Source organism: Mycobacterium sp. NPDC003449 (assembly GCF_053588415.1).
The window spans coordinates 1-24,027 of record NZ_JBSFPX010000002.1; the positions used below are offsets into that span (position 1 = coordinate 1).

23 protein-coding genes are annotated in these 24,027 nt (G+C 68.5%); 8 read left to right on the forward strand and 15 right to left on the reverse strand.

What is annotated here, in order from left to right:
- Positions 1-66: 66 nt before the first annotated feature.
- The 14 genes from ACWDTP_RS00745 to ACWDTP_RS00810 form a co-directional block, all read right to left on the reverse strand.
- Positions 67-687, reverse strand: a complete 621-nt coding sequence (locus ACWDTP_RS00745; RefSeq protein ID WP_450015566.1) for an FKBP-type peptidyl-prolyl cis-trans isomerase — start codon at positions 685-687, stop codon at positions 67-69.
- Between the two features lie 73 nt (positions 688-760).
- Positions 761-976, reverse strand: coding sequence for a hypothetical protein (locus ACWDTP_RS00750; protein WP_450015568.1), 216 nt, complete (start codon positions 974-976; stop codon positions 761-763).
- 93 nt (positions 977-1,069) lie between these two features.
- Positions 1,070-2,353: a guanine deaminase gene (locus ACWDTP_RS00755; protein ID WP_450015570.1), complete on the reverse strand. Its 1,284-nt coding sequence runs from the start codon at positions 2,351-2,353 to the stop codon at positions 1,070-1,072.
- On the reverse strand, positions 2,350-3,189 hold the full coding sequence (gene xdhC, locus ACWDTP_RS00760; RefSeq protein ID WP_450015571.1) for a xanthine dehydrogenase accessory protein XdhC: 840 nt from the start codon (positions 3,187-3,189) through the stop codon (positions 2,350-2,352). Before xdhC ends, ACWDTP_RS00755 begins: the two co-directional genes overlap by 4 nt.
- A gap of 10 nt (positions 3,190-3,199) precedes the next feature.
- Complete coding sequence (xdhB, locus tag ACWDTP_RS00765) at positions 3,200-5,581, reverse strand: xanthine dehydrogenase molybdopterin binding subunit (protein ID WP_450015573.1); 2,382 nt, start codon at positions 5,579-5,581, stop codon at positions 3,200-3,202.
- On the reverse strand, positions 5,578-7,047 hold the full coding sequence (locus ACWDTP_RS00770; RefSeq protein WP_450015575.1) for a xanthine dehydrogenase small subunit: 1,470 nt from the start codon (positions 7,045-7,047) through the stop codon (positions 5,578-5,580). The genes xdhB and ACWDTP_RS00770 overlap by 4 nt, the downstream gene beginning before the upstream one ends.
- On the reverse strand, positions 7,044-8,435 hold the full coding sequence (locus ACWDTP_RS00775) for an 8-oxoguanine deaminase (protein WP_450015576.1): 1,392 nt from the start codon (positions 8,433-8,435) through the stop codon (positions 7,044-7,046). The genes ACWDTP_RS00770 and ACWDTP_RS00775 overlap by 4 nt, the downstream gene beginning before the upstream one ends.
- Positions 8,425-8,748, reverse strand: a complete 324-nt coding sequence (gene uraH / locus ACWDTP_RS00780; RefSeq protein WP_450015578.1) for a hydroxyisourate hydrolase — start codon at positions 8,746-8,748, stop codon at positions 8,425-8,427. The genes ACWDTP_RS00775 and uraH overlap by 11 nt, the downstream gene beginning before the upstream one ends.
- Positions 8,749-9,237 (reverse strand): 2-oxo-4-hydroxy-4-carboxy-5-ureidoimidazoline decarboxylase, encoded by a 489-nt coding sequence (gene uraD, locus ACWDTP_RS00785; RefSeq protein WP_450015580.1) that lies wholly within the window; start codon positions 9,235-9,237, stop codon positions 8,749-8,751.
- A complete protein-coding gene (gene uraD, locus ACWDTP_RS00790; protein ID WP_450015582.1) occupies positions 9,234-11,216 on the reverse strand; it encodes a 2-oxo-4-hydroxy-4-carboxy-5-ureidoimidazoline decarboxylase in 1,983 nt (660 codons plus the stop codon). Before uraD (ACWDTP_RS00790) ends, uraD (ACWDTP_RS00785) begins: the two co-directional genes overlap by 4 nt.
- The gene (pucL, locus tag ACWDTP_RS00795; protein ID WP_450015583.1) at positions 11,189-12,097 is read right to left on the reverse strand and encodes a factor-independent urate hydroxylase; all 909 of its coding nucleotides are present in this window, start codon (positions 12,095-12,097) and stop codon (positions 11,189-11,191) included. Before pucL ends, uraD (ACWDTP_RS00790) begins: the two co-directional genes overlap by 28 nt.
- 377 nt (positions 12,098-12,474) lie before the next feature.
- Complete coding sequence (locus tag ACWDTP_RS00800; RefSeq protein ID WP_450015585.1) at positions 12,475-13,245, reverse strand: IclR family transcriptional regulator; 771 nt, start codon at positions 13,243-13,245, stop codon at positions 12,475-12,477.
- A 103-nt stretch (positions 13,246-13,348) separates the two neighbouring features.
- A complete protein-coding gene (locus ACWDTP_RS00805; RefSeq protein ID WP_450015587.1) occupies positions 13,349-14,068 on the reverse strand; it encodes an aspartate/glutamate racemase family protein in 720 nt (239 codons plus the stop codon).
- 40 nt (positions 14,069-14,108) lie between these two features.
- Positions 14,109-15,614: an NCS1 family nucleobase:cation symporter-1 gene (locus ACWDTP_RS00810; RefSeq protein WP_450015589.1), complete on the reverse strand. Its 1,506-nt coding sequence runs from the start codon at positions 15,612-15,614 to the stop codon at positions 14,109-14,111.
- A gap of 330 nt (positions 15,615-15,944) precedes the next feature.
- Between ACWDTP_RS00810 and ACWDTP_RS00815 the strand changes: the two genes are divergently transcribed.
- From ACWDTP_RS00815 to allB, 6 genes are all read left to right on the forward strand, one after another.
- Complete coding sequence (locus tag ACWDTP_RS00815) at positions 15,945-16,352, forward strand: allophanate hydrolase-related protein (protein ID WP_450015843.1); 408 nt, start codon at positions 15,945-15,947, stop codon at positions 16,350-16,352.
- A gap of 32 nt (positions 16,353-16,384) precedes the next feature.
- Positions 16,385-17,206 carry a hydroxypyruvate isomerase family protein gene (locus tag ACWDTP_RS00820; RefSeq protein ID WP_450015591.1) on the forward strand — a complete coding sequence of 274 codons (822 nt, stop codon included), beginning with the start codon at positions 16,385-16,387 and terminating at the stop codon, positions 17,204-17,206.
- 33 nt (positions 17,207-17,239) lie between these two features.
- Positions 17,240-18,124 carry a 2-hydroxy-3-oxopropionate reductase gene (locus ACWDTP_RS00825; RefSeq protein ID WP_450015593.1) on the forward strand — a complete coding sequence of 295 codons (885 nt, stop codon included), beginning with the start codon at positions 17,240-17,242 and terminating at the stop codon, positions 18,122-18,124.
- 33 nt (positions 18,125-18,157) lie between these two features.
- Positions 18,158-19,963, forward strand: coding sequence for a glyoxylate carboligase (gene gcl, locus ACWDTP_RS00830; protein WP_450015595.1), 1,806 nt, complete (start codon positions 18,158-18,160; stop codon positions 19,961-19,963).
- A 76-nt stretch (positions 19,964-20,039) separates the two neighbouring features.
- Complete coding sequence (gene alc / locus ACWDTP_RS00835; protein WP_450015597.1) at positions 20,040-21,107, forward strand: allantoicase; 1,068 nt, start codon at positions 20,040-20,042, stop codon at positions 21,105-21,107.
- 5 nt (positions 21,108-21,112) lie between these two features.
- Complete coding sequence (gene allB, locus ACWDTP_RS00840; RefSeq protein WP_450015599.1) at positions 21,113-22,456, forward strand: allantoinase AllB; 1,344 nt, start codon at positions 21,113-21,115, stop codon at positions 22,454-22,456.
- A 3-nt stretch (positions 22,457-22,459) separates the two neighbouring features.
- Here allB and ACWDTP_RS00845 read toward each other — a convergent pair whose 3' ends face one another.
- A complete protein-coding gene (locus ACWDTP_RS00845) occupies positions 22,460-23,065 on the reverse strand; it encodes a class I SAM-dependent methyltransferase (RefSeq protein ID WP_450015601.1) in 606 nt (201 codons plus the stop codon).
- A gap of 132 nt (positions 23,066-23,197) precedes the next feature.
- Here ACWDTP_RS00845 and arr point away from each other — a divergent pair, with 132 nt between their 5' ends.
- Positions 23,198-23,626, forward strand: a complete 429-nt coding sequence (arr, locus tag ACWDTP_RS00850; protein ID WP_450015603.1) for an NAD(+)--rifampin ADP-ribosyltransferase — start codon at positions 23,198-23,200, stop codon at positions 23,624-23,626.
- Between the two features lie 104 nt (positions 23,627-23,730).
- Positions 23,731-23,943, forward strand: a complete 213-nt coding sequence (locus ACWDTP_RS00855; protein WP_450015605.1) for a hypothetical protein — start codon at positions 23,731-23,733, stop codon at positions 23,941-23,943.
- Positions 23,944-24,027 lie beyond the last annotated feature (84 nt).

Below are 24,027 nucleotides of genomic sequence, written 5' to 3' on the forward strand. Positions count from 1 at the left end.
CATCCCCCCCCCGCGCCCGGGGACCTCCTCCGGCACCGGCGGCCCCGATGCCCTGAGCCCTCGTGGCTACGAAGCGCCGAGGATCTTGATCGCGAAGATCAGCGAATCGCCCTTCTGGATTCCGGCCGCGGGCTGCCCCTCGGGGTAGCCGTCGGCGGAGCTCATCGCGACCGCGACGGTGGAGCCCACCTTCTGCCCGGAAATGGCCTTCTGGAACCCGGGAACCACGCCGTTGAGCGGGAATTCGGCCGGGGTGCCGCGCTCGTAGCTGCTGTCGAACACCGATCCGTCCCGCCCGTTGACGCCCATGTAGCACACCGAGACTGTCGCGGTGTCCGCGACGACCGGCCCTTCGCCAGCCTGCAGCGTGTGCACCTGGGTCTCGGCCACGCTGAACGGGCCGTCGACCTTCACGGCCGGCGCGGCCGTATCGGTGGATCCGGTGACCGCGGCGCTGCCGGTGGCCCCCGAGACCGTCCATTCGGCCGTGCCGGTGTCCTGCGGCGTCGCCGTGGGGCAGTTGTTGGCCGCGGGAGCCGGGGCGGTGACCGAGGAGGTGGCCACCTCGGCGACGGAGGGACTGCTCAACGACGGCGAGGCCGACGAGGTGTCGGTGTCGGATCCGCAGGCGGCGAGCGCCACGGCGAAGGATGCGGCACAGGCCGCGAGCGCGATTGAGGTAGGCACACGAGAATTCACGGTCGTCAGGCTACCGTCGCGCCATCCGGCCGGGGCCGGTCACCTCAGTCAGGCATCGAAATCAGGTGAACGGAAGGAAATCTCCGTTGATCCAGACGCCCCAGTGCCCACCCGCGGGCAACTGCGCCCACACCATCGGCTGGCCCTGCCAGGATTCGGCGGGCTTCTTCGGCGCCCCCGGTGGCGGAAGCGGATCGGCGCTCGCCGTGGCCGCGCCGAGGCCGACGGCCATGCCGGCGATCGCGGCGGTCGCGACAGCAGCCTTGATCAACATCATGATGGGGCACCTCGGCATTCCAGACTGAACTGCGGACACGTGCCAGCGTATCGAACCGAAGCTGATCTAACGAACGCCCCCGCCGGCCCGGGCTCAACGCAGTCGATCTCCACCCACCCACACCCCTCGCACATCGGCCGGACCGGACAGCGCGAACACCTTGGCCAGGGCGTCATCGGGCCCGGCGGCATGGGCCAGCACCACGTCGAGGGTGGTCCCCGGCGGCGGGCTGATCCAGGCGGCGTCGAACTGTTTGCCCACCGACAGGTCACCGATCTCGGCGTCCATCTCCAGCGCCGCGGCGCCGGCCCCGGTGGCCAGGTAGAGCATGTGCGCCGCGGTGAGGGCCGCGCCGTCGGCGCCGAGCAGCGCCTGCATGAAGGAGGCCTGCAGACCTTCGCGCAGCAACGAGAAACCGGTGCCCGCACCCACATCGGTGCCCAGCGCGACCCGCACACCGCGGTCGACGTGCCTGCGCAACGGGAACAACCCGCTGCCCAGCGCGCTGTTCGAGGACGGGCAGTGCGCCACGCCTGCGCCGGCGGCGGCGAGCTGGTCGAGTTCGGCGTCGGCCGGGTGCACGTTGTGGGCCAGCACGCTGCGCCGACCGAGCAGCCGGTGCCTGCCGTAGGTGTCGACGTAGGAGTCGCACTCCGGGAACAGCCCGCGCACCGTCTCGACCTCGGCGGTGTTCTCGTTGACGTGCGAGGTGAACAGCGCACCGTCGACGTCGCGCAGCAGCGCCGCACACGACTCCAGCATCTCGGAACTGGTCGACAGCGAGAACCGGGGGGTGACGGCATAGCGCAGCCGGTCCTTGCGGTGCCAGCGTCCGGCCAGCGCCAGCCCGTCGGCGTGCGCCTGCTCGGGGGTGGTCAGCAATTCGGGCCGCAGCAGCCGGTCGCTGACCACCAACCCGCCGCAGATCCGCATCCCGCTCGCGGCGGCCTGCTCGAACAGGCAGTCCACCGCGGGTGCGAAATGTGCGCCGAACACCAGCGCGGTGGTGGTGCCGGCCCGGATCAGGCCGTCGATGAATTCGGTGGCCACGACGCGCGCGTAATCGGCGTCGGCCATCCGGGCTTCCTCGGGCAGTGCGCAGCGGTCCAGCCAGTCCAGCAGCGGCATGCCCAGCGCGCCGATCACCCGCAGCTGCGGGAAGTGGACGTGGGTGTCGACCAGGCCGGGCAGCAGCACGCCCTGGGTCAGATCGACCACCTCGGCGTGCGGATACCCGCCGCGGACGGCGGCGAACGGCCCGCGGTCGGCGATCACCCCGTCGGCGACCGCGATTCCGGCGTCGGCCTCGGTGCGCAGCGTCCCGCCGTCGAACGGCGAGGTGGGCGTGTCCAAAACGGTTGCGCGGTAGATCTTCATCGGGTCGCCTCAGCCGGGTCGGCGCTCGTCTCGGTCGTCGCGGGCCGCTCGCGCTGGAACCGCAGCAGCAGATCGGCGGCCACGCTCACCGCGATGGTCGCCGGCTCCTTCCCGGTGAGCTCGGGCAGCCCGATCGGGGTGCCGATCCGGGACAGCGCCGCCGCATCGTGCCCCTCGGCTGTGAGCCGTTTGACGAACCGCTGCCATTTCGCCTCGGACCCGATCAACCCGATCGAGCCGAGGTGCCCACAGCGCAGCGCCGCGTCGCAGAGGGCGGCGTCCTCGGCGTGGTCATGGGTCATCAGCAGCACGTGGCAGCCCGCGGGAAGCTCGCCGAGTACCAGCTCGGGCACCACGGCGTGATGGGTGTGCACCCGGGCCTCGGCGTGGGCGATCAACGGGGCCAACCGATCCGGCTCGACATGATCGGCACGCGAATCGACCAGATGCAGTTCGATGTCGTGGCGGGCCAGGATCCGGGCCAGTTCGGCGCCGACGTGCCCGATCCCGAAGATCGCCACGGCCGGGACCGTGGGCAGCGGCTCGAACAGCACACTGACCTCGCCGCCGCAGCACTGCACACCGTGCCGGGCGGGCGCCCGCTCGGTCAGCCCCCAGGTCCGGGTGGCCGGTTCCCGGCTGCCCGCGGCCAGCAGCTCACGCGCCGCGACCACCGCCGACTGCTCGAGGTTGCCGCCGCCGATGGTGCCCCAGCAGTCACCGGCGGTCACCACCATCTTCGCCCCGGCCTCCCGGGGGGCGTGCCCGCGCACGGTCAGCAGGGTCACCAGCACGCCGGGTTCTCGCCGCTCGCGCAGCCGCTCCAGCACGGTCATCCAGTGCATGTCAGGTGCCTCCCGCGATCGACACCGCCGGGGTCGCGCCGGTCGACGGGGCACCGGCGGCGCGGGCCCGTTGGACGGCCCAGAACACCTGCTCGGGGGTGGACGGGCAGCCGAGGTCGACGCAGTGCCCGGTCGGGCCGAACGCCGCGACGGCCTCCCGCAGCGCCTCACGCACGCTGAAGGCCAACATCAGGGGCGGCTCGCCGACCGCTTTCGACCCGTACACCACACCATCCTCGTGCGCCTTCTCCAGCAGCGTCACGTTGAACACCTCGGGCATCTCCGAGAAGCTGGGCAGCTTGTAGGTGCTGGCCGCCTGGGTGGCCAACCGGCCGCGGGTCGGGCGGTCGCTGCTGTCCCAGCGCAGATCCTCCAGCGTCAGCCAGCCGACCCCCTGGACGAATCCGCCCTCCACCTGGCCGAGATCGACCAGCGGGGACAGGCTGTCGCCGACATCGTGCACGATGTCGACCCGGCGCAGCCGGTAGGCGCCGGTGAACCCGTCGACCTCGACCTCGCTGGCTGCGACTCCGTAGGCGAAATACTTGAACGGCGCCCCCTGCATGGTCTTGGCGTTCCAGTGCAGTCCCTCGGTGCGGTAGAAACCGGCCGCCCAAAGCTGCACCCGCCGGTAATAGGCCAGGTGCACCAGTTCGGCGAAGGTCAGTTCGCGCTCGGCGGATCCCAGCCCGAGCACCCGGCCGTCGATGAACCGGACATCGGACGGGTGCACCCCGAGCTCGCCGCCGGCTACCTCGGCCAGCCGGCCCTTGATCTGCTCGCAGGCGTTCTTCACCGCGCCGCCGTTGAGGTCGGCACCCGAACTGGCCGCGGTGGCCGAGGTGTTGGGCACCTTGTCGGTGCGGGTCGGTGCGAGCCGCACGATCGACAGCGGCACCCCCAGCGCCGTCGCCGCGACCTGCAGCATCTTGGTGTGCAGGCCCTGACCCATCTCGGTGCCGCCATGATTGATCAGCACCGAGCCGTCCTTGTACACGTGCACCAGCGCACCGGCCTGGTTGAAGGCGGTGAGGTTGAACGAGATACCGAATTTGACCGGCGTCATGGCCAGCGCGCGTTTGGCGTGCTCGTGGGTGGCGTTGAACCCTTCGATCTCCACCAGCCGCCGGTCCACATCACCGGACTCGAGGAGCTGATCCCAGGCCCGCACGATGCGTTCGGGGTGACGCACCTCCTGGCCGTAGGGGGTGGTCTGGCCGGCCGAATAGAAGTTGCGCCTGCGCAGTTCGCGGGAGCTGAGGCCGAGCGCGGGCGCGCACCGCCCCAGGATGTTCTCCATCACCAACATGCCCTGCGGCCCGCCGAACCCGCGGAACGCCGTCTGCGAGGTCTTGTTGGTCTTCGAGATGCGACCGCTCACTTCGATGTTCGGAATCCAGTAGGCATTGTCGATATGGCACAGCGCGCGGGCCTGCACCGGCTCGGACAGGTCAAGGCTCCAGCCGCCGTCCGCGGTGAGCGTCGCGGTCAGGGCCTGGATGGTGCCGTCCGCGGCGAAACCGGCTTTCCACACCGCGTGGAACCCGTGCCGCTTGCCCGTGATGGTGATGTCCTGGGTTCGGTTGAACCGCACCCGAACCGGACGGCCCGTGACGACGGCGCCCAGCGCGGCGATCGCCGCGTAGCCGTGCGGCTGCATCTCCTTACCGCCGAATCCGCCGCCCATCCGCAGACATTGGACCGTCACCTCGTGATTGGCCCGGCCCAGCACATGCGACACGATGTCCTGGGTCTCGCTGGGATGCTGCGTCGAGGACTGGACGAAGACCTGCCCGCCCTCGTCGATGGTCGCCAGCGCCGCATTGGTCTCCAGGTAGAAATGTTCCTGGCCGGCGAACTCGAATTCGCCTTCGAAGACGTGCGCGCAGCCGCCGAATGCGGCCTGCGGATCGCCTCGGCGCACGGTGGGCCGCGCGCCCTGGAAACTCTCGGCGGCGATGGCCTCCTCGATGGTGATCAGCGAGGGCAGCGGCTCGTACTCGACGGCGACCCTGGCGGCGCCGATCCGGGCGGCTTCGAGGGTGTCGGCCAGCACCCAGCACACCGGGTGGCCGAAATACATGACCTCGGTGGGGAACAGCGGCTCATCGTGTTTGACGCCGGCATCGTTGACCCCGGGCACGTCGGCGGCGGTCAGCACGTACACCACGCCGGGGCTCGCGAGCGCGGGGGCCGGGTCCAGCGCGCGCACCATGGCGTGCGCGTGCGGCGCCTGCACCGGATAGGCATGCAGCACACCGGGATACCGGCTGACCAGATCGTCGGTGTAGAGCGCCAGCCCGGTGACGTGCAGATCGGCGCTCTCGTGCCGGGTCTGCAGACCCACGACCGGTTGTGCGGGACGGGAACTGAGTTCACTCATGACGACATCGCCTCCTGCAGTCCGGATTCGGCGTGGAACTTGAGCAGCGACTGTCCGAGCATCGCGGTGCGGAACGCCGCGCTGGCCCGGTGATCGTCGATCGGGGTGCCCTCGTGGCCGAGGACGGCCGCGGCCTCGGCCACGGTGTCCGCGGTCCACGGGCGCCCGCGCAGGGCCGCTTCGGTGGCCGTGGCCCGGATCGGGGTGGCTGCCACCCCGCCCAGCCCGATGGTCACCCGGTCGACGACCCCGGACCTGACCTCCACCGCGATCGCGACCGCGACGCTGGAGATGTCGTCGAAGCGGCGTTTGGCGATCTTGTGGAACGCGACGGCCGGCGCAAGCGGCAGCGGAATGCGCACCGCCCGGATCAGTTCGGCCGGACGGCGCACGCTCTGCCGGTAGCCGGTGAAGTACTCGGCCAGTGGCACCTCGCGTTCACCGTCCGGGCCGGCCAGCACCAGCGATGCCTCCAGGGCCAGCAGTGCCGGGGGAGCATCGCCGATCGGGGAGCCGGTGCCCAGGTTGCCGCCCAGGGTGGCGCCGTTGCGGATCAGCCGGGACGCGAACTGCGGCCAGAGCTGGTCCAGCAGCGGGATGCGGCCCTCGAGCAGGCGCTCGGCCTCCGACAGGGTGAGCGCCGCGCCGATCTCGATCCGCTCGGCGCCGACGTCGATGGTGCGCAGTTCGGGCAGCCGGTCGACGGCCACCAGCAGCGGCGCCCGGGTCCCGCGCAGGTTGACCTCGACGCCAAGATCGGTGGACCCGGCGACCACGGTCGCCTCCGGTCGTTCGGCCAGCAGTGCCACCGCGTCGGCGAGGGCGGCGGGCCGGATGAATTCGGTGTCGCCGACCCGCATGTGGGTGCTCGACGGTGCCGGTGCCGGTGCGCCGCAACGCCGGGCCAGCGCATCCTCGGGCGGCGGTGCCCCGAGCGCGTAGGCGGCATCGCGGATCGGCCGGTATCCGGTGCAGCGGCACAGATTGCCGCTGAGCGCATGCAGGTCGAAGCCGTTCGGGCCGTGCTCGTGGTCGGTGCCGGCGTGCCCGTTGCCGCGCGGATCGGCCGCGACGTCGGCGCTGCGGTCCGGGCGGTAGTACTCTGCGGCCATCGAGCAGATGAAACCTGGTGTGCAGTAGCCACATTGGGAACCGCCGCGATGGGCCATCTCGTATTGCACGGGGTGCAGCGCACCCGGCGCGCCGAGCCCCTCGGCGGTCACCACCTCCTGGCCGTCCAGCGCGAGCACCGGTACCAGGCAGGCGTTCAGCGCGGTCCAGCGGGTGCGGTCGGCGCCGTCGGGGCGGGCCACCAGGACCGAGCAGGCGCCGCACTCGCCTTCCGCGCATCCCTCTTTGGCGCCGGTCAAGCCCTGGTCGCGCAGCCAGTCCAGCGCGCTGACGTACGGCGCGACGTCGACCACCTGGTGTTTCTCACCGTTGACGGTAATCCTGGGTGTGGTCATCGGTCGGTTCCTTCCCTGCTGGCGACGGTACCCGCGCGGGCCAGAAGTGTCCTGTGCGCGCGCAGCGCCGATTGCGTGAGTTCGGTTTCGTCGGCGGTGACCACGCGGTCGCGTTCGACGATCGGCCGGCCGCCGACCAGCAGCAGTTCCAGTGGCGGCGCCGCGCCAAGGACGAGCGCCGCGACCGGGTCGGCGATATCGGCGTGCGCGAGCCCGTCGATCCGCCAGACCGCGATATCGGCCTGCTTGCCCGGCTCCAGCGAGCCGATCTGGTCGTCCCACCCGAGTAGCCGGGAACCGCCGATGGTGGCGAGCTCAAGGGCATCGCGAACGGCCAATGCCGCTGGGCCGCCGCGGGCCCTGGCGAACAGCAGGGCGTGGCGGGCCTCCTCGATCAGCGAGCAGGCCTCGTTGCTGGCCGCGCCGTCCACCCCCAGGCCGACCGGTACTCCGGCGGCGCGCAGGTCGGCGGTGCGCGCGATACCGGCGCCGAGGCGCGCATTCGACGACGGGCAGTGCGCGACACCGGTGCCTGCCGCGCCCAGGGTGGCGATCGCCGGATCGTCGAAGTGGATTCCGTGGGCGAGCCAGACGTCATCGCCCAGCCAGCCCAGGGTTTCCAGGTAGTCCACCGGGCTGCGGCCGAACCGCTCCCGGCAGAACTCGTCTTCGTCGAGGGTTTCGGCCAGATGAGTGTGCAGCCGAACCCCCTTGTCGCGGGCCAGGTTTGCGGACTGCTTCAGCAGCTCTCCGGTCACCGAGAAGGGTGAACAGGGCGCCAGCCCGATCCGCAGCATGGAGTCGGGCCCCGGGTCGTGGTGGGCGTCGACGGCGGCGGCGCAGGCCACCAGGATGGTGTCGAGGTCCTCGACCACGTGATCGGGGGGCAGGCCGCCGTCGCGCCGGCCCAGGTCCATCGATCCTCGGGTCGGCATGAACCGCAGGCCGATTCGGCTGGCCGCGTCGATCTCGGCGCCCAGCACGTCGCCGCCGTCGGCCGGGAAGACGTAGTGGTGGTCGGTGGAGGTGGTGCAGCCGGTCCGGGCCAGCCAGGCCAGGCCGGCCGCGGCGGCCGCGCCGACGATGTCCTCGTCGATGCCGCCCCACACCGGGTACAGCGTGGTCAGCCAACCGAACAGCCCGTCGTCGGCGGCCAGCCCCCTGGTCACCCACTGGTAGAGGTGATGATGGGTGTTGACCAGGCCGGGGGTGATCAGGCAGCCGCCGAGACCGAGCCGGGTGCCGTCCAGATCCGGGGGAGCCGAGCCCGCGCCGACCGCGGCGATCCGGCCGTTCTCGATGACGACGTGTCCGGTGGGGTGCTCGGTGCGCGCGCTGTCCATGGTCACCACGGCGGCGCCGTCGAGGATGAGACGTTCAGGTGCCACGGTAGGTCCCGTATCCAAAGGGGTTGAGCAGCAACGGAACGTGATAGTGCTGCGCGGCGTCGGCGATGGTGAACACCACGATCACCTCGGGATAGAAGCAGTCGCGGCCGTCGGCGGCGAAGTAGCTGCCGGTCCGGAAACGCAACGTGTAGTCGCCTGCGTCGAGCCGCTGCGGTCCGATCGAGCCGATCCGGCCGTCGGCGTCGGTCACGCCGTCGCCGATCCGCTCACCGTCGTGTTCGAGCACCACCTCGACGCCCTCGGCGGCCCGGCCCAGGCTGGTGTCCAGGATGTGCGTACTCAGGGTGCCCATTCACACCACCTCCCTCAGCCGGCGCAGCGCGATCTCCCGCAGTTGGGTGACCGTCTCGGCCCGCTCGATATCGTCGTCATTACCCAGCCGGCGGTGCAGCTCGGCCAGGATCTCAGTGGAGCTGCGGCCGGCCGCGCGGATCAGGAACACCCGGTCGAATCGCTTCTCGTACTCCCGGTTTCCCGCGGCCAGCGCGGTCATCACGGCCTCGTCGTCGCGGTCGACCCGGCCCTGTTCCCTGGCCGAGAACTCGGCGTCGTGCCCGGCCCCGGCCCGCTCCCCGATCCGGGGGTGGCGGTCCAGGGCCGCCGACAACTCGTCGTCGGACAACTCGGCCGCGGACCGCTCGGCGTTGTCGACCAGTGCGGCGAAGTCGGCGTAGGGCCGCCCGTCGGCCACCTCGGTGGCCCAGCGGGGCACATTCAGGCAGGTCAACAGCCGCTGCGACGCGTCGGTCCTGGACAGCGCGTTGAATGCGTGGACGGTCATGCGTCGAGATGGCGGGTACGGGTGCGCGACGAGTGGATCGGGTTGGCGTCGGCCACCAGGCGGTCGAACCGGTGCCCGGCGATCTTGGCGATCTCGATCAGCGCGGCCGCATGCTCCTGGGTGGGGGAGTTGTTGAGCCGGTCCCAGCCGTGCCGCAGCAGCTGGTCGATGTTCTCGTGATCGCGCACCGCCAGGATCAGGGTGAAGCCGAACTGCTCACGGTAGGCCTCGGTGAGCTCGGCCAGCTCCTCGCGTTCCTGCTCGGCCAGCCGGGACAGTCCGAGCGCGGACTGGTCGGACTGCGATGCGGCGCCCTCGTCGCCGGTGGCCACCGACATCGCCCCGAGATCGGGGTAGGCGCTGATCAGCTGCGCCTGTTCCGGCTCGGTCGCGGTGAACAGCGCCTCCTGGAACGATCGGCGCAGATCGTGGGTGTCGCTGAACGGGCGCCGGGCGTAGGCCCGTTCGACCATCCAGTCCGGTCCCTGGAACAGGTTGGCGAAGGTCCGCACGAACTCGTCCTTGGACATCTCGTTGACGTTGGCCAGCCGCACCAGATTGGCGCCGGGGGTGCCTGCCACGGCCGGGCCCCGGCCCCGGCCGATGTGGTGGAACACCAGGTTGAGCACGATCGCGGTGATGCTGCCCAGGGTGATCCCGCTGCCCAGGATGATCTGCGCCCACTCCGGCACCGCCTTGGCCACATCGGGCTGGGCGGTGACGTACATGGCCAGGCCCACGCTGGTGGCGACGATCACCACGTTGCGGTGGTCGTGGAAATCCACCCGGCTCAGGGTCTGGAAGCCGACCACGGCCACCGTGGCGAACATCGCCAGCGCGGCCCCGCCGAGCACCGGGTGCGGAATCCCGGCGACCACCGCGGCCGCCTTCGGCAGCAGGCCGAGGATGATCATGATGACGCCGGCGGCGGCCACCACGTACCGGCTCTTCACCCTGGTCAACCGCACCAGCCCGACGTTCTCGGCGAAGCAGGTGTAGGGGAACGAGTTCAGCACCCCGCCGATCGTGGTGGCCAGACCGTCGGCGCGCAGCGCCCGCGCGATGTCATCCCGGACGATGCGCTTGTGCACGATCTCACCGGTCGCGAACACATCGCCGGTGGTCTCGACGGCGGTGATGAGCATGACGACGATCATCGAAATGATCGCTGCCGCGGCGAATTTGGGCCATCCGAAGTAGAACGGCGTGGTCACGCCGAACCAGGACGAGCTCGCCACGTCGACGAAGTGCGCGTCGCCGAGGAACCAGGCCACCCCGGTGCCGACGACCAGACCGATCAGCACCGCGACGGTGGCCATGAACCCCTTGAACACCCGCTGGATCAGCACGATCAGCGCCAGGGTGCCCAGGGCGTAGGCCATGTTCGTGCCGCTGGTCGGGTCCAGCGACGGGCCGGCCCCGCCGACCGCGTCGGCCGCCGCCACGGGAAGCAGGGCGATACCGATGATGGTGATGACCGACCCGGTCACCACGGGCGGGAAGAACCGGATCAGCCGGGAGAAGAACGGCGCGATCAGGAAGGTGAACAGACCGGCGACGATGACGGATCCGTAGATCACCAGCAGCCCGTCGGTGCCGCCGCCCGCGGCGGTTCCGATCGCGATCATCGGAGACACCGCGGTGAACGTCACGCCCTGCAGCAGCGGCAGGCGCACCCCGACCTTCCAGAAGCCCACCGATTGGATGATCGAGGCGATGCCGCAGGTGAACAGGTCGGCGTTGATGAGGTGGATGAGTTGCTCGGTGGTCAGCCCGATCGAGTTCGCCAACAGGATGGGCACGATCACCGCGCCGGCATAGAAGGCCAGCACATGCTGGAACCCGTACACCGCGAGCTTGGGCGGCGAGAGCACCTCGTCGACGGGATGTTTTGTGGTAGGGGGTTTTTCGGCGGTCGCGGAAGCGGATTTGTTCACCGGAGTGCCTTTCCTCAGCAGAAGCCCGGGGTGTGCAGCCATGCCTGGCCGGCGTCGGAACCGTCGTCGCGAAGCACCGACGCCTCGATCAGGCCGTAGGGCCGGTCGGCGGCGATGAACACCTCGTTGTTGTTCTCGACGCCGAACGGCGAGAGGTCGACGGCGAAGTGGTGTTTGTTGGGCGCCGAGAATTTGATCTCGGCCACCTCGGCGCGCGATTCGAGCACCGCCTCACCCATCCGGTACAGCGTCTGCTGCAGCGCGTCGGAGTGGGTACTCGCGAAGACCTCGAGCATGGTGCGCAGGATGGCGTCGTAGGTCTTGTTCCAGTCACCGATCTCGGTGTGTTCGTAGCGCCACCGCGCGGTCAGCGAGGTGGCCATGATCCGGTCGTCGGTCTCCTGCAGCGTCGTGTACTTGTCTTTGAGGAAGCCCTTGAACGCCGACCCGGTCGACTTGAGGATCACCAGGTCCTGTACGCCCGCAACCACCCAGGCCCGGCGTTCGCCCGCGGTGTCGTCGGTGGTGACGACGGCGGTCCGGATCTCGGGGCCGCGCCTCATGAACGAGTGGTCGTGCCCGGTGCCGTCGACTTCGATTCGCTCCCAGGCGTATTCCTCGATCGCGATCCGTGCCGCGTTGGCCTTGGGGGCGGTGTCGAGGAAGTGTGCGCCCAGGGTCAGCCCGAACTGTTCGGGTGAACTGATGCCCTTCTCCTTGGCGAAGGCGAAGGCGGTGTTCTTCTGGGTGTCGGTGGGCAGCACGTCACCTTGGTCGCCGCTCATGTGCGCCTCGGTAAAGTCGCCGCGCAGCGAGGTCGAGACGTTCAGATCGCGGATCTCGTGGCGGGCGGTGTCGCGGTAGATGCGCACGACGCGGTTCTCCGCCTTGCCGTATTGATTGGGTCCGAGGGCGATTCCCATGTCCTGCTCCCTTACCGGGTCTCAATGATTTTCACATTGCGGAAAGTGGTGTCCGTCACACGAAATGATATGCACCCGGCTGGATGTGGTCAAGGTTTGCGGCGTTGTCGGTTCGTCCGGAATATCGGGGCGCGGCGCGATGCCGCAGCGAAGCGTTGCGGGTGGCCATGCGGAACCGCCCAGTTTCGGCCATCACCGCTGGCAGCAGGTCCGCTGACTGGCGGTACCGAGGCGGTTCCGTCGATGGCGGACGGGCGGTCCCGGCGGCGGGTCCGGCCGGATGTTGCGCGGCGGCCCCAGTTGTCCGGCGCGGCCCGGATCGGGGTGGCCACGCCACGGCGTGGTTGTGACGGTGGGCACAGGAAGGTGCCTCGCGGTCAGCGGTCGGGGGCGTCCCCGAACTGGGTGGACAGTTCCTTGGCGATCCGGATGAGCATCGGGACGATGTGGTCGGCGGAGTCGATGGTCACCCGCGCCGCCGGTCCCGAGACGGAGATCGCCGTCGGGGTCGGGGCGTCGGGGACCGGGACGGCGAAGCAGCGCACGCCGATCTCCTGCTCACCCTCGTCGAGGGCGTACCCGCGGTGCCGGCTCACGTTGAGGTCGGCGAGCAGGGCATCGGGGTCGGTCAGGGTGAACTTGGTCTGGGCCGGCATGCCGGCCCGCGCGATCACGTTCCGGACGGCGTCGTCGGGCAACTGCATCAGCAGGGCCTTGCCCACGCCTGTGCAGTGCGTGTAGACCCGCCGGCCCACTTCGGTGAACATCCGCATCGAATGCTCGGACGGGACCTGATAGGTGTAGACCGCCATGGTGTCGTCGAGCAGGGCCATGTTCGCCGTCTCCCCGGTGGTCTTCACCACGTCGGCCAGATAGGGCCGCGACCATGCCCCGAGCAGGCGGGTGGCGCTGTCGCCGAGCCGGATCAGCTTGGGGCCCAGCGAATACTGCCGCGACGGCAACTGGCGCACGTACCCGCGGTTGACCAGGGTCCGGACCAACCGGTGGATGGTCGGTACCGGAAGGCCGGATGCTTCGGAGAGTTGGCTGAGCCCGATCGAGCCACCGGCGGCGGCCATGACTTCGAGCAGGTCGAATGCGCGCTCGACCGACTGCACGCCGCCGCTCGAGGCCTCTGTGCGTGCCATCGTTTGCCAACCCTTCGACTCGACGCCGCTGACACCGCCATAGTAATCCACAAAGTGGAATTAATTATTCGTAGATCGAAGTTCAGTCGGGGTCGCCCCCACCTCAGCGCGGCGGCCAGTTCTTGAACGTCTTGCGGCGCGGCGCGGCGTAGGTGCGGATCTTGGAGGTGCTCAGCCCTAACCGGACCAGTGATTCCGCGATGGTGACCGCGGCGGCGACACCGTCGACGACGGGCGCGCCGGTGCGTCTGCGGATGTTCGCGTCCAGCCCGGCCATCCCCCCGCAGCCGAGCACGATGACCTCGGCTTTGTCCTGGACGACGGCATGTTCGGCCTGTTCGGCGATGGCGGCTACCGCGCGCTCGGGATCCTCCTCGAGTTCCAGGACGGCCAGCCCGCTGGCCCGCACCGAGGCGCACCGGGCGTCGAGGCCGGCGAGCCGCAGCCGGTCTTCGATCATCGGCACCGCCCGGTCCAAGGTGGTGACCACCGAGTATTTGTGCCCGAGAAACATCGCGGTGCTGGCACCGGCCTCGGTGATGTCGACCACCGGCACGTCCAGAAGTTCCTGCAGCCCCTCCCGGCCGTGTTCGCCGTAACCGGCCTGGACGACCGCGTCGAACGGGTCGGGATAGGACCGTACGGTTTCCATGACGGCGATCGCGGCGAGGTAGCTTTCGTAGTTGCCCTCCACCGAGTCGGCACCGAACAGCGGTGTCAGCGGGATGATTTCGGTGCCGGGCGACGCCGCGGCAGCGGCCTGACGCCCGATCGACTCGGTCATCGACTCGGTGGTGTTGACGTTCACGACAAGAATGCGCACGTACCGGCCCTTCGCTGTGACGTGTCGGATGGATATGCGGTCAATGCACGCTGGGGACAGCGATCGGCTCACCCGAGACATCCTCGAACGTCTGGCTGCGGTCGGCCACCATGAGGTAGATGGCCGCACCGATGCCGGCGCCGAAGAACCAGGAGAACGGGGCGGCCGCGTGCAGCGCGGGAATGAAGGCGATCAGCAGGGAGATTATCGCGGCGGGGGTGAAGGCGGCGATGGCGCGCGGGTTGAATCCGTTGCGGTAGAAGTAGACTCCGGCGGAATCCTCGGTGTAGAGGGCCGGAACGTCGATCTTGGTCCGGCGCAGCAACCAGTAGTCGGCGATGATGACGCCGAACAGGGGGCCGAGCAGGGCGCCGAGGCCGCCCAGGAAGTACACGATCACCGCCGGGCTGTTGTACAGATTCCAGGGCAGGATGACCAGGCCGATGACGGCGCTGACCACGCCGGCGCGGGCGAAGTTGAGCCTGCGCGGGAACAGATTGGTCAGCGCGTAGATCGGTGCGACGAAGTTGGCCATCAGGTTGACCGCGATCGTGAGCACCAGCAGGGCCAGGGAGGCGACGATCAACAGGAACGTGTTCGGGATCGCGTGGACGATATCGGCCGGGCTTTCGATGACGACGCCGTCGATCCTGAACTGCGCCCCGGCCATCACGATGACGAACACCCCGAAGAACAGCATGTTGATCGGGATGCCCCAGAAGTTGCCCGCGACGATGGATCTGCGGGTCTTGGAGGCCCGGGTGAAATCGCAGAAGTTCAGCACGAACGTCGCGTAGATCGACACCCAGAGTGCACCGCCGGCGAAGATCTCCCGCCACATGGCGCCCCCGGTGAGCGGCGCGTCGTTCGACCAGGCGATCGCGCCGCCGGCCTTGACGAAGATCCACACCGCCAGCGCGGCCATGGTGGTCAGGATGATCGGTCCGGCGACGGCTTCATATTTCCGGATCATGTCCAACCCGTGCTGGACGATGTAGGTCTGCACGATCCACAGAACCCCGAAGGTCAACCAGCCGAGGGTGGACAGCCCAAGGATCGAATTGTGGTCCCACCGGTCCAGTCCGGGGATCAGCGCGATCAGCAACACCCGCAGTACCAGCGAGGCCAGGTAGGTCTGGATCCCGAACCAGACGATGGCAACCCCGCCGCGGATCATCCCTGGGATCTGAGCGCCACGGACCCCGAACGAGATCCGGCACATCACCGGAAACGGAACGCCCGTCTTGTGTCCCATGAAGCCGGAGAAGGTCAGCAGTCCGAACAGCAGGGCCGCGCCGACGCCGAGCGCGAGCAGGATCTGCCAGCCACCCAACCCGAGGGCGAACAGCCCCAGCGCGAACCCGTAATTGCCCAGGCTGTGCACGTCATTGGCCCACAGCGTGAAGATGTTGTAGCCGCTCCAGCGGCGTCCGGCTGACTTGGTCGGGGCGAGGTCCTGGTTGTAGAGCCGCTCGCTGATCCCGGGCAGACCCGGCACAGCCCTGCGTGCGCTTGACTGGGTGTGTGGCTGTTCTGATATCGCCATCAGGCGCTCCTCGCTACCGGGAAATCCGACCTGGCGTCAGCGGAGCCGAAGACTGGCTCCCGCTGGCATCAAATTCCGTAATGTGAAATTTGACTATCGATATGCGAAATTCTGCCGTGTGGCTCGCGTCACGTCAAGAGTCTGCTCCGATTTGGCGACGACGCATGGGGGAGGTGCCCCGGAACGGGCGGGTCTGATCGCACTCGACGGGGCGTCAACCCTTGACATCGGACCTGCCCGCACGCTTGACTATCTTCACCAAATGAAATTATGATTCCACAATACGAAAAGCTAGACGTGCTGTTCGATACGGACGACGAGGAGTGGGATATGGCCGAGCTGTTCTGCAACGGGGGAGCGATGAGAGGTGGGAACCTCCACCAGAATGTGTCCGCCCATCGTTTCCTCGGCGCGGTCCGCACCGCACCGATGTACCGGTTCTTCTCGGTACGCGACGAGTTCCCCGCGCTGTTGCTCACAGCTACCGGTGGTGCATCGATCGAGGGCGAGCTCTATGACGTTCCGATGGAGAGCATCCGCACCGAGTTTCTGCCGGAAGAGCCCGACGAGCTCGAGCTCACCGTGATCGAACTCGACGATGGCCGTTCGGTTCTCGCGGTCGGGCTCCGGCCCGGCCTGGTGGAGACCAGGGCCGACCAACTCACCGAGATCACCGAGCACGGCGGGTGGCGCCGGTACCGCGGGTTGCCCGACCCCGATACCGCCTCAGCATCCTGACAGATCCAAACCGAAGAAGCGAGAGAACACCGATGGATACCTCTTCCTACACCGTCAACTGCTCGATCCTGCTGACCGACCTGCCGCTGCTGGAGCGCCCGCAGGCGGCGCGTGACGCCGGGTTCGACGCCGTCGAATTCTGGTGGCCGTTCGACACGTCCACACCGCGCGACAGCGACGTGGACGCGTTCGCCACGGCGATCGAGAACGCCGGCGTGCAATTGACCGGCCTCAATTTCGCGGCGGGGGACATGCCCGGCGGGGACCGCGGGCTGCTGTCCGACCCGGCGCAGGTTTCGGCGTTCCGCGACAGCGTCGAGGTCGCGGTCGGCATCGCCGAACGGCTGGGCACCAAGGGGTTCAACGCGCTCTACGGCAACCGGATCGAGGGCGTCGATCCGAAGGCCCAGGATGACATCGCGACCGAGAACCTGGCCCATGCCGGCAAGGCCGCGGATCGCATCGGTGCCGTGGTGCTCATCGAGCCGGTCAGCGGCACACCGGCATACCCGCTCAAACTCGCTTCCGACGCGATCGCGGTGATGGACCGTGTTCAGTCCGATCACGGTGTCGACTCGCTGCGGCTGCTGGCCGATCTGTATCACCTCGCGGTCAACGGCGACGATGTCGCCGCCGCGATCGATGCCTACGCTCCACGCATCGGCCATGTCCAGATCGCCGACGCGCCGGGCCGTGGCGAACCCGGCACCGGAACCCTCGACATCGACGGGTACCTGCGCCAACTCGCCGGGCACGGCTACCGCGGGTACGTCGGCCTGGAATACAAGGCCACCCGCGGCGACACGTTCGACTGGCTGCCCCGCGAGCGGCGCGCATCCCGCGCCGGCATCTGACCCTGACCACACTGGACCGAATCGAGGAGATTCATGAGCACCATCGCATTCATCGGACTCGGAATCATGGGCAGCCCCATGGCCGTTCATCTCGCCAAGGCGGGCCACCAGGTGGTCGGCTACAACCGTTCGCCGGAGAAGACCGCCGCCCTGGTGGAAGCCGGCGGCACCGCGGCGGACTCGATCGCCAAGGCTGTCGCCGGCGCGGACGTCATCGCGGTCATGGTCCCGGACTCACCCGACGTCCAGGCCGTGCTGACCGGTGAGAACGGCGTGTTCGAACACGCTCCGGCCGGAGCGCTGATCATCGACTTCTCCAGCATCCGGCCCGATGTCACCACCGAACTCGCCGCGCGCGCCGCCGAACGCGGGTTCCGGCTCATCGACGCACCGGTATCGGGCGGCGAAGCCGGCGCCGTCAACGCCGCACTGTCGATCATGGTCGGCGGCTCGGCGGAGGACTTCGCGGCGGCCAAGCCGATCCTCGATGTGGTCGGGAAAACGATCGTCCACGTGGGTCCGAGCGGCTCGGGGCAGACGGTCAAGGCCGCCAATCAGCTGATCGTCGCCGGCAACATCGAACTGCTCGCCGAGGCCATCGTGTTCCTCGAGGCCTACGGAGTGGACACCACGGCCGCGGTGGAGGTCCTTGGTGGCGGCCTCGCCGGATCGGCCGTGCTCAACCAGAAGGCACAGAAGATGCTGGACCGTTCCTTCGACCCGGGTTTCCGTATCGAACTGCACCACAAGGATCTCGGCATCGTCACCGCCGCGGCCCGCGAAGCCGGTGTGGTGACTCCGCTGGGTGCCGTCGTCGCCCAGCTCATGGCCTCGGCCCGGGCCAACGGCGACGCCGGCCTCGACCACTCGGCGCTGTTCCGCGGAGTCGGGCGGCTGTCGGGTCGTCCGACCGAGTGACCTTTATCCACTTTTATTGAAAGAGAACCGATTATGCCTCGTATGCGCGCCGTGGATGCGGCAGTGATGATTCTGGAGCTCGAAGGCGCCACGCAGGCCTTCGGTCTCCCCGGAGCGGCGATCAACCCGTTCTATTCCGCGATGCGTGACCATGGCGGAATCAAGCACGTGCTGGCCCGTCACGTCGAGGGCGCCTCGCACATGGCTGAGGGCTACACCCGGGCCAAGGCCGGCAACATCGGGGTGTGCATCGGCACCTCCGGGCCGGCCGGAACCGATATGATCACGGGCCTGTATTCGGCGATGGCGGACTCGATTCCGATCCTGGCGATCACCGGACAGGCCCCGGTCGCGCGGCTGCACAAGGAGGACTTCCAGGCCGTCGACATCTCCGCGATCGCCGAACCGGTCACCAAGATGGCGATGACCGTGCTCGAACCGGCCCAGGTCCCTGGTGCCTTCGCCCAGGCCTTCCACCTGATGCGGTCCGGCCGGCCCGGACCGGTGCTGCTCGACCTGCCCATCGACGTCCAGCTGGCCGAGATCGATTTCGACCCCGACACCTATCAGCCGCTGCCCGTGTATAAGCCGGCCGCGACCCGGGCGCAGGCCGAGAAGGCGCTCGACATGCTGGCGGCGGCCGAGCGGCCGCTGATCGTCGCGGGCGGCGGCATCATCAACGCCGACGCCGCCGACCTGCTGGTCGAGCTGGCCGAACTGCTGGACGTGCCGGTGGTGCCGACGCTGATGGGCTGGGGCGTGATTCCCGATGACCACCGGCTCACCGCGGGCATGGTGGGGTTGCAGACCGCGCACCGCTACGGCAACGCGACGCTGCTCGCCTCGGACTTCGTCCTGGGTATCGGGAACCGGTGGGCCAACCGGCACACCGGTGGGCTCGACACCTACTGCAGGGGACGCACATTCGTGCACGTCGATATCGAGCCCACCCAGATCGGCCGGGTCTTCGCGCCCGACTACGGCATCGTCTCGGATGCCAAGGCCGCGCTCGAGCGGTTCGTCGCCGTGGCCCGCGAACGCAAGGGCGACGGGGCTCTGCCGGACCGGTCGGCATGGGTGGACGAGTGCCTGGTCCGCAGGCGCACCATGCAACGCAAGACCCACTTCGACGAGACTCCGGTGAAACCGCAGCGGGTGTACGAGGAGATGAACCGGGTCTTCGATCGCGAAACCCGCTACGTCAGCACGATCGGGCTCTCCCAGATCGCCGGCGGCCAATTCCTGCACGTGTACAAGCCGCGGAACTGGATCAACTGCGGCCAGGCCGGGCCGCTGGGCTGGACCATCCCGGCCACGCTCGGCGTGGTCACCGCGGACCCGCAGGCCACCGTGGTCGCACTGTCGGGCGACTACGACTTCCAGTTCATGATCGAAGAACTCGCGGTCGGTGCCCAGTTCAACCTGCCCTACGTCCACGTCGTGGTGAACAACTCCTACCTCGGCCTGATCCGGCAGGCGCAGCGCGCATTCGACATGGACTACTGCGTCCAGCTCGGCTTCGACAACATCAACTCCGAGGAGAGCGGCCTGCACGACACCGTGCCCGCCATGCCCAAGGGCTACGGTGTCGACCATGTCAAGGTGGCTGAGGGGCTGGGCTGCAAGGCGATCCGGGTGACCGAACCGGGTGAGATCGCAGGAGCGCTCGAGCGCGCCCGCACCATGGCCCGCGAGCACAAGGTGCCGGTCATCGTCGAGGTGTTCCTGGAGCGGGTGACCAACATCGCGATGGGGACCGAGATCGACAATGTCACCGAGTTCGAGGCGCTCGCCGAGACCCGCGAGCATGCCCCGACGGCCCTCCTGCTGCTGGACTAGGCCATCGTGCCGCGGGTACTCGCGGCACCGGACAAATTACGGTCGGGTTCATCACCACCAGCCGATAAGGAGAATCATGAGCACCGATTTCACCGCGCTATCCGATCTCGCCTCGCGGGCCCTCGGCGGCAGCGTGTCCGCTGCCAATGACGAACTGTTCGCCCAACGGGAGAACCTGATCAAACCCGGAGCCCCGTTCTTCGACCCGCACGAGTTCGGGCACAAGGGCAAGGTCTACGACGGCTGGGAAACCCGCAGGCGCCGCGACGACGGTCACGACTACGCCATCGTGCGGCTCGGCGCCGCCGGGATCATCCACGGAATCATCGTCGACACAGCCTATTTCAAGGGTAACTATCCGCCGTTCATCTCGATCGAGGCCGCCTCGATCGAGGGCTATCCCTCCATCGAAGAGGTCATGAAGGCGGACTGGCAGACGATCGTGGAGAGAGCGCCTGCGTCGGGCGATACCGCCAACGCCTACCCGGTGGCCGACCGCCACCGCTGGACCCATGTGCGGCTGTCGATCTACCCGGACGGCGGGGTGGCCCGACTGCGGGTGCACGGCGAGGTGGTCCCCGATCCGCGGTTCCTCGACGGCACCGTGGACCTGCTGGCCGCCGAAAACGGTGGGCGGCTGGTGGATTGCTCGGATGCGTTCTATGCCTCGCCGGCCAACATCATCCTGCCCGGCCGGGCCAGAAACATGGGGGAGGGCTGGGAGAACGCGCGCCGGCGTGGCGGCGGTAACGACTACGCGGTGTTCGTCCTGGCCGCGGCCGGGCGGCCCCGGCACGTCGAGATCGACACCAGCTACTACGTCGGCAACGCCGCCGGCTGGGTGCGCCTGAGCACGATCGACGCCAGGAACGCCGACATCGACGACGCCGCCGCCTGGACCGAGTTGCTGGCCCGCACCCCCGCGCAACCCGATACCCGGCACCGGTTCGTGCTGGATTCCCCGAGTGCGGCAACCCATCTGCGGCTGGACGTCTACCCGGACGGGGGCCTGTCCCGGCTGCGGTTGTTCGGTGAGCTAGATGACCGGGCCCGCGCCGACGCCCGCCGCACGTGGTGGGATGCCCTTCCTGCCGGCCACCAGGCGCTCATCGCCGATCAGGCTCCCGCGGCCTCCGGACGGTGAATCCGATGCCGGACATGTTGGATCTGGTTTTCCGGGCGCCGCGGGTGATCACCGCGGCCGGTGAGGTGGCCCGCAGCATCGGGGTGCGCGACGGGCGGATCGTCGTCATCGAACCCGTCGACGCCGACCTGGATGCCGAGCAGGTGATCGATCTCGGCGAGGACGAGGTGCTGATTCCCGGCCTGGTCGACACCCACGTACACGTCAACGAGCCGGGGCGGACCGAGTGGGAGGGATTCGCCAGCGCGACCCGTGCGGCCGCGTCCGGCGGCGTCACCACGATCGTCGACATGCCGCTCAACAGCATCCCGCCGACGGTGAATGTCGATGCGCTGGCGGTCAAGCGCGAGGCCGCGGCCGGCCAGGCCTATGTGGACGTCGGGTTCTGGGGTGGCGCGGTCCCGGGTAACGTCCCGGATCTGCGGGCGCTGCACGATGCGGGTGTGTTCGGATTCAAATGCTTTCTGCTGCACTCCGGGGTGGATGAGTTCCCACCGCTGGATCCGGACGGACTGGAGTTGGCGCTCAAGGAGATCGCCTCGTTCGGCGCGATGATGATCGTGCACGCCGAGGATGCGCACGCGATCGACCGGGCGGCCTCACCGCGGGGCGACAACTACGCCGATTTCCTGTCGTCGCGTCCCCGCGGCGCCGAGAACCTGGCGATCGCCGAGGTCATCGAGCTGTCGCGGTGGACGGGGTGCCGGGTGCACATCCTGCATCTGTCCAGTTCCGATGCGCTGCCGATGATCGCGTCCGCTCGCCGCGACGGCGTCAAACTCACCGCCGAGACCTGTCCGCACTATCTCTCGTTCGTCTCCGAGGAGATCCCCGCCGGCGCGACCCAGTTCAAATGCTGCCCACCGATCCGCGAGGCGGGTAACCGGGAACTGTTGTGGCAGGGCCTCGTCGACGGTGTCATCGACTGTGTCGTGACCGATCACTCGCCGTGCACGGCCGACCTCAAGCGCTTCGACATCGGCGACTTCGGGGTCGCGTGGGGCGGCATCGCCTCGCTGCAGGTGTCGCTGCCCGCCGTGTGGTCGGAGGCCAAGCTTCGCGGTCACAGCCTGGGCGATGTGGTCCGCTGGATGGCGGAGAATCCGGCCCGTCAGGTCGGGCTGAACACCAAGGGGCACATCGCCCTTGGGTATGCGGCCGATTTCGCGGTGTTCGCGCCCGACGATGCGTTCATCGTCGATGTGAACCGGCTGCAGCACAAGAACCCGGTCTCGGCCTATGACCGCAGGCCCCTTGCCGGGGTGGTGCGCAGTACCTGGCTGGCTGGCAAGCGGATCGACCTCGATGAGGAGCCGCGCGGGCGGTTGCTCAGCAGGGGGATGGCGTAGCGCTCACGCCGGCCGCAGGAGCGCGACGAGGAAGTCGGAGTCCTCGGTGAACGGTCGCAGATCCCAGGTGGCCAGCAGGAGATCACGGGCGAACCCGGCATGCGCGGTGTCGTCGAGGAACTGGCCGAATTCGTAATCGCGGCCTGCGCCGAAGCCGATCACCGCGCGGCCGTCGGCGGCGAGGTGGGCCCGCAACCGGCTCAGTACCTGCACGCGAGTGCTCGGGGCGAGGAATGTCATGACGTTGCCCGCCGACAGGATCACGTCGAACTTCTCGGTGATGCCGCGCGCGGGCAGGTCGAGTTCGGCGAGATCACCGACGAGCCAGCGCGGCCCCGGATGGTCCTGCTCGGCCGCCTTGATGAGCTCGGGGTCGACGTCGACCCCGACGACGTGGTGACCGGCGGCGGCCAGATACCCGCCGAGCCGGCCGGGACCGCAGCCGGCGTCGAGAATCCGGGCGCCGCGAGGCACCATCGCATCCACCAGGCGAGCCTCGCCGTGCAGGTCCTCACCGGCGCGCGCGAGGGACCGGAAGCGTTCGATGTACCAGTGCGAATGTCCGGGATCGGCCGCGACTTTCTGCATCCAGATGCTCTGCTCAACCATGCCGACATTGTCGCAAGCGGCCCGGTCGGCCTCGTCCCACCCTCAATTTATGCCAGAAGGGGGGCCTTGCGGCAAGGCCCCCGAGGTGCTGCACAATCTTGCGGCCATCACCTACGACGGACGGGGAGTGTTGTGACCGACGGGCCGAAACCCTATGAGATACACGAGTCGGGTGCGTTCCTGCACGGCACCAAGGCCGACCTTGCGGTGGGTGATCTGTTGGTGCCGGGACGAGATTCGAACTTCGAGGCCGGACGCATCTCCAATCACGTCTACATGACCCAGACCCTCGACGCCGCGACGTGGGGTGCCGAGATGGCGAAGGGGGAGGGCCCGGGCCGCATCTACATCGTGGAGCCGCAGGGCCCGGTGGAAGACGATCCGAACGTCACGGACAAGAAGCTGCCGGGAAATCCGACCCGGTCGTATCGCAGCAAGCAGCCGGTCAGGATCATCGGCGAGATCACCGACTGGGTCGGGCACACCCCCGAACAACTCCAGGCCATGCGGGACAACCTGGCCGAGCTGCGGCGCCGTGGGCTCGCGGTCATATACGACTAGATGCATTGTGCCGAAAGGATTCTCGGCAATAGCAGCCGCACCGATGAGTTTCTCGGGCCGGCCCGGTCTACCGGGGTGGACCCGGTAGACGGAAGGCGGGGGCTATGACATCGAGGACATCACACAGCGGTTATCTGCCGATCAACGGACTGAACCTCCATTACGAGGTGTACGGCGGGCTCGACGCGCAGAAGCCGCCGTTGCAGCTGATCCCCGGCGCGTTCATGGGCACCGACTCGGGGGAGTCGGGCGTACTGGCGCCGGTGGTGAGTGCGTTTCTCGACGGCCTCGCACCGCCGGCTCCGGATTTGTTTTAACGTCCCACGCGGATCACGTACGAATCACAATTCACACTAGTCACATGCATAACATTCGTCGCATAAGCCACAGAATTCATATCT